This is a genomic window from Paraburkholderia sp. BR14374, from assembly GCF_040948685.1.
Lineage (GTDB): Bacteria > Pseudomonadota > Gammaproteobacteria > Burkholderiales > Burkholderiaceae > Paraburkholderia > Paraburkholderia youngii.
This window is the reverse complement of record NZ_JBFPKF010000030.1, coordinates 38,778-44,777: the sequence shown is the minus strand read 5'-3', so window position 1 is coordinate 44,777 and position 6,000 is coordinate 38,778. Positions and strand designations below refer to the sequence as shown.

The window sequence follows — 6,000 nt, the reverse complement described above, 5'->3', positions numbered from 1 at the left end:
AAAACGCGGTTGCAAAATCAGGCAAAAAAACGCATTCTTGAGTCCCTTCGAAATCGCGTTTCGGGGCCATTCCAGGTGGCCTCATTACGCCGATCATCCCCGGCTCGATTACGCCGATCCGTGACAGGCGCGAACCTGGGTAACGCTCAAGGCTTGACTACTGTGCAGATGAGCACGCCGTCCAGCTTCGGTCCGACATACAACTTTGGCCCAGGCGGTGTTTGGGCGATGCCCGCTGGAGCGACGCATCCGATATTGCAGTGGCAACTGGCGCAATGAGACCGGCTGCTATCCACAACCATCAGCGAACAGTCATCCTGTTGCATTGTGGCGGTAGTGGGTCAACCAGCAGGCGCGCCACGACTGCCTATCGGGTCAGTCAAGGTCGAAGACGAGTTCATAGATGAAGGCGCTGTATGGCCGTTCCACCCTGATACCTGCCCTTGGAATCGCGACGAACAGACCGTCGGCAACGGGTCGAGGGTTGTGAAAACGCCGGCCTTCGCATTTCGGAAGCCACCCGGCCGAAGTTCGGCGATATCGGCAGCAGTACCAAAATCCTCCCGACGAACTGTCGAGATGGACGACATCGAGCGCGTGGCCTCGATCGGAATCTGTGCAGCTATTCGGCAGCCATTCGCGGGGTTAGCCTGCGCACCTCATTTGATGAAAAGCATAGTTTTCCTACGCAATCGCCGGAAAGAAATTGCGATTGACCACACTGACGCAAGACGAACGGGTAACCAGTCGAATGAAACCCGACAAATCGGCAGCTGCTATGTAATCCAAAACAGCGCGTGAAACCGAAGACCTGGCCGGCTAGACGGCTTGCGGTGTCCTGCCCCGCACGACAGGCTGACGAGCAATGCAACGAGTGCGCGCCGGCCACGGTGCAACCGCTTCACGAACGCCGGTAGAGATACGTCCTACACGAAACTTGGAACCGCAATGGTTAGACGAGGATTGATCTGACGTTTGACTGCCACCGCGCCACGCTGTGAAGAATGGGTACGCAAAAATATTGAAGCAGCGTCACCAAAATGCCATTCCGCCTGATTACGCTGACTTGAGCCTCTCACGCTGGTTCCATCGCAGTTTCGCAAGCTGACTGCCGTGTCGTCCTCAACAAATCGCTTGATGGGTCAATCCTGTCGAATGGCAATTAATCTGAAGGAGTGCGAAAATGGAAACGCCGAAACCAAATCGAATTGCCCTTGCCGCACTGTTGGTAACTGCGGTGAGCAGTGGCCTGCTGCTCTCGACACCCGCCCATTCCGATAGTGAATCCTCCACCAGAACACCTATCAAGCACATCGTCGTGATCTTTCAGGAGAACGTCTCCTTCGATCACTACTTCGGCACCTATCCGCATGCGAAACCAAACACGGACGGCACGCGCTACTTTGGCAACCCGAAGGAAGATACGCCAAGGCCAAATACGCTATTGAGCGCGGGCTTGCTGACCAACAATCCCAACGGCCAGAATCCGTTCCGGATTGACCGCAGCGTACCCGTGACCTGCGATCAAGATCACGGCTACAGCGACGAACAGTTCGCGTTTCACGGTGGATTGATGGATCGCTTCCTCACGCACAGTTGCAACGATGCGATACTCGGTCCGAACAGCACACTGGGCTACTACGACGGCAACACCGTCACCGCGCTGTGGAACTATGCGCAGCATTACGCGATGAGTGATAACTCGTTCGGAACGAGTTTCGGTCCGTCAACGCCCGGTCTTCTCAACCTCGTGGCCGGCACGACTTACATGGGAACGATCACCAACAACATTCTGACGAGCGGCAACATTGCCAATGGCGGCACCAGCGGAGCGGTCATTGGCGATCCGGATCCGGCCGGTGACAAGTGCTCCGATCCCAAGCGCACTCAGATCACGATGTCAGGTGAGAATATTGGCGATCGGTTGAATTCCGCTGGTCTTACCTGGGGCGCGTTCATGGGAGGCTTCGACAACTGCGCGGCGACCCATAACAACATCGCCGGCGCCAGCGTCGTCGACTATATCCCCCATCATGCGTTTTTCCAGTATTGGAAGAGCACGCAGAATCCGCAGCACCTGCCACCGAGTTCCGATGCCGCGATTGGCAAGTTGGATCAGGCCAATCATCAATACGATTTGAATCGGTTCTACACAGCGATCGCGCATCACAACCTGCCGGCGGTGAGCTTCCTCAAAGCACGAGCGTTCCAGGACGGCCACGCCGGATATTCGGATCCGCTGGACGAACAGATGTTTGTCGTCGATGTGATCAACGCCCTCATGCATTCACCGGAGTGGCGTGAGACCGCGGTCATCGTCGCCTACGACGACTCGGATGGATGGTATGACCATGTGATGGGCCCCATCGTGTTCCAGTCCAACGTGCTGGATGACCAGCTTCTCCCGCCCGGAAACTGCGGTCAGCCAAAGGCCAACGATCCTGCAAGCGGTACGCAGAACGGGCGCTGCGGCTACGGCCCCCGGCTGCCGCTGCTGGTGATATCGCCGTGGGCCAGGACCAACTACATCGACCATCAGGTGACCGACCAGTCTTCGATCATTCGTTTCGTCGAACACAACTGGAACCTGCAGCCTATCGGCGGCGGTTCCGCGGATGCGGTTGCGGGGTCGTTGAACGGGTTCTTCGATTTTGACCATGGTCCGCGTGCGGGACGTCTGATTCTCGACGACCGCACGGGCCAGATCGCTTCGTTCGATCAGTAACTGCGGCTATGCGTGCGGGCGGCATCAGTCCTCGCACGCATCTCGGCGGCTCAATCCTCATCCGCCTGAACAAAGGCCTTGACTATGAGCCGGCATCGGACGATTCGAACCTCTCGATTTTATTGCCAGCGAAGACAAGGTGGTCGTGCTTGGAGTCCATCGCTGGCACGTAAATTCAACTGGCATTACGTATGAAGACGAGTGGGCTCACGTCTTCACAATCGAAAACGGAAGAGTCACAAAATTCAAGGAATACCACGACACGGCGCGTGAAGCGGCGGCCCATCGGCCATAGAGATCATTGGCCTACAAGGTTAGATCACGTATGACAAATCTGGCTGCCGAATTCGACCTAGTCCCGGCGATTTAGCGCAACGCGGAAGGCTGTCCATCTCCGCAACAAGAACGCGGATCAGGTATTGCCCGGCCCATAGCGAGGGGGCGTCACCGCACAGCGGCGAACGAACCCCGACGCGCTAAGCGTCACGCCGGCACGGTAGCCCCGAAGCTGCATCGGGCGGGACGACCCGCGCAGCGCGACGGCAGGGATACCTCGCGAATACATTGGTGGTGATTTGCGCGAAGCGCAATGCACGCCGGCAGGCAGCAGGTTGGACAGTCGGACCGCATGCTCTTCCCATGCATCCGGCTGATCGGATGGAATCGCTAAAGGAACGGAAGGCAGGACCCCTGTGCCGGGGAAACGGCGAAGCCGCACAGGCGGCGAAGGCAAGACAGGCCCGCTGGTTTGGGTCACGGCATCAGGTAGGGGTGCCGCGAACCAGCGGGCGCGGGGCAACAATACTGCGGCGAGTTCAAGCTGCCCTTGATCTATACACCGGGTGACAATGAATGGGAAGACTGTCAGCTGCCGAAGCAAATCGCTGGCTTCTACTCTGATACCGACCCGCTGCTGGGCAACGTCGCTGGAATTCCCCAGCCGAGCTACAGCGCGGGCTCCAATAAGCCTGGGGATCCAGTGGATAACTTGGCCCTGATTCGCCAACTGTTCTTTCCCGCTGCCGGCTCGACACTGGGCTCGGGTGCTCTCCAGGTTCACAGTCAGGCCCAGGAAGGGACGAACGCTGCCGACAAACAGTTTGTGGAAAACGTCTGGTGGGCGAACGAAGGCGTGGTGTTCGCTACCGTCAACATTCCGGGCGGTTCAAACAATGGTACTGACGTCTGGTTCTCTGGTAAGAAGCCGCAAACTCCGGACTGGGCGAATATGACTGCGCGACAGGCTACGGAAGTCGCGAACCGTACGCAGGCAACCATCGATTGGCTGAACAACGCGTTCGATCAGGCGGAAGCACAGAAGGCAACTGCACTGGTAGGCGTGCGTCCACGAAAACGCCGGGCCCGCTACGCAAGTCTATGACGCATCGACTCCGTTCACTGAGGCTACCCCATGCTCGTTTGATCCCTACGTGTTGAACCCCGCGGGAACGGATTACAACGTGCCGAACTTCCACCGCATTATCGTTCACGGACAGACCGCGCCGATGGAATGGACGAAGTTCACGTTTGATCCGACGAAGAACGCACCGAACGGGCTCGATGCCTATGGTCCGTTCTCGTGGTCGCGGCAGAAACTTGCGCTGAACTAATTGCCAATATGATTCGCGGAGGGTTTGCCGAGACAAACCCTATCGTCGTGATATTTGACGAGGGCGAATCGAGTTCGACCAGCTGCTGCGGGCCCGTCGCTGTCGATCGGGGCCACTCCGCGGCGTCCGACAACAAGTGCAACCGCCGCGGATTCCGTGCAGACTCCAGCTCTCGAGAGAATGGAGCCGTGAACAGGAAGGTATAGAAGTTTTCCCTGGAAGTCGCGGAGCAAGACGTGCCGGGTGTGCGATCAGCGTAGCAAACATCCGTCAATGGGGCGGCGGTCGAACCGATTGCGCAGATGATCTGCTGCACGCCGCAGACACTGCACGAGTGAGCGCGATGGCGTCACAACGACGAGTGAGAACGTCTGAAGGCATTGGAGCGCAAAGTTAGCGAAAATCGTTTGTTGCGCTGTTTCTTCTTTCCCGCGGCCTTTTCATTCTCAGTGGAGCCGGATTCTGTTCTCAGTTCCGCGGCTGCCGCCACCAGTTCGCCAGCCTGAGTGGCGTTCACCGATTTCTTGAGGCGCTTAAGGGTTGTCCCGAGCGTTGCGTCTTCGAGGATATCGATGCCAGCGGCCTCCGCCTCTCTCGCAAGTTGTTTGAGAAGCTTCCGCGCAAAACGGGCATCGAGAGAATTGCTTTCGAGCAGTTCCGTAGTGTGAGCGGCAAGTTCGCTCAGCGCCTGCGCAGAGCTGTTTGATACATCGCCGGCTAGAGGCACGCGTTTGCTGTTCATCGCAGTTATGCTCCATTGGCCAGTTCGTCAGCGAAGGCTGAGTCTGACGCGCCTCGCACGTTTTCGTTTGCCGGTGTCGCACCGGAAACGCTGGGGTTGATATCGGGTGGTGTCCCGAGGCCGGGTGAGGGTTTTGGTTTTGAAGCGGGCTGCGGTTGTCCGGATGGATCCGCGGCGGGCGCTGTTCCCGAATCGTCTTTCATGATGACCTGTCAGTCTCTTGATGTCAGTCGTCATCGCCCAGCACTTTTTGTTCCCATCCGGGCGGCCCCATCTTGGCGGCGTTGCGGCATGCGTCCATAGCCACCTTTGCAGCTGCTGCTCGCCTTTCAGCGTCTTTGAAACTCTCTTTCTCGTCGTTTTTGCTTTGGCAGAACTGGTCCTGAAGCGCCACGATTCATTGCCTGTTTCAACGATGTGGCAATGGTGGGTGTCCACGGCGGTTTTCATGTTGTCGTAGATGCCGCGACGCGGCGCGCCGCCGAACGCGGCAAATGCGCGTGCGTGCGCATCGAACAACATCTCGTGACTCTGTGTGGGATATGCGATCAGCCAGAAGGCGCGGCTGGCGTTCAGTTTGACGTGGGCGACTTCCAGACGGCGCCGCAGACCGCCGATGAAGACGTACTCACAGCTCCAGTCGAACTGGAACGCCTCGCCGGGCTCAAAGGCGAGCGGGACATAGGCCTTCTTGCGCGGCGCTTCGCCCTGCCGCTCGCGCCAGCGCCGCACGAACGAGCTGACACGGCCATCGCTGCCGGCATAGCCCTGTTCACGGATTGCCTCGAACATGAAGCGGGTGTGCGCCGGTCACGCTTCGGTCGATGACTGTCCGCCCGGAGCCAACCCGTCAATTGCGCAGCCCAGTCATCGATGACACTGGGACTGGTGCGCTTCGGATACTTTGGATTCCCGTGGACTGC

Annotated in this window: 4 protein-coding genes and 2 pseudogenes; 4 read left to right on the top strand and 2 right to left on the bottom strand. The window is 58.3% G+C overall.

The genetic code is table 11. The features are described from left to right. Positions 1–1,183: 1,183 nt before the first annotated feature. The 4 genes and pseudogenes from AB3X86_RS35010 (at position 1,184) to AB3X86_RS34995 (ending at position 4,335) form a co-directional block, all read left to right on the top strand. A complete protein-coding gene (locus AB3X86_RS35010; RefSeq protein ID WP_368599493.1) occupies positions 1,184–2,725 on the top strand; it encodes a phospholipase C in 1,542 nt (513 codons plus the stop codon). Positions 2,726–2,825: 100 nt separating this feature from the next. Continuing rightward, positions 2,826–3,020: pseudogene (locus AB3X86_RS35005) on the top strand (nuclear transport factor 2 family protein); the annotation flags it as partial. A gap of 531 nt (positions 3,021–3,551) precedes the next feature. After that, complete coding sequence (locus AB3X86_RS35000) at positions 3,552–4,106, top strand: hypothetical protein (protein WP_368599492.1); 555 nt, start codon at positions 3,552–3,554, stop codon at positions 4,104–4,106. 79 nt (positions 4,107–4,185) lie between these two features. Beyond that, positions 4,186–4,335 (top strand): hypothetical protein, encoded by a 150-nt coding sequence (locus AB3X86_RS34995; RefSeq protein ID WP_368599491.1) that lies wholly within the window; start codon positions 4,186–4,188, stop codon positions 4,333–4,335. Between the two features lie 349 nt (positions 4,336–4,684). Here AB3X86_RS34995 and AB3X86_RS34990 read toward each other — a convergent pair whose 3' ends face one another. After that, a complete protein-coding gene (locus AB3X86_RS34990; RefSeq protein WP_368599490.1) occupies positions 4,685–5,077 on the bottom strand; it encodes a hypothetical protein in 393 nt (130 codons plus the stop codon). 432 nt (positions 5,078–5,509) lie between these two features. Beyond that, positions 5,510–5,919: pseudogene (locus AB3X86_RS34985) on the bottom strand (IS21 family transposase); the annotation flags it as partial. Positions 5,920–6,000: the final 81 nt, after the last annotated feature.

What these genes read in the sequence shown, in the direction of transcription:
- AB3X86_RS35010 (WP_368599493.1), top strand. Translation starts at nt 1,184, where the DNA reads ATGGAAACGCCGAAACCAAATCGAATTGCCCTTGCCGCACTGTTGGTA.
- AB3X86_RS34990 (WP_368599490.1), bottom strand. Translation starts at nt 5,077, where the DNA reads ATGAACAGCAAACGCGTGCCTCTAGCCGGCGATGTATCAAACAGCTCT.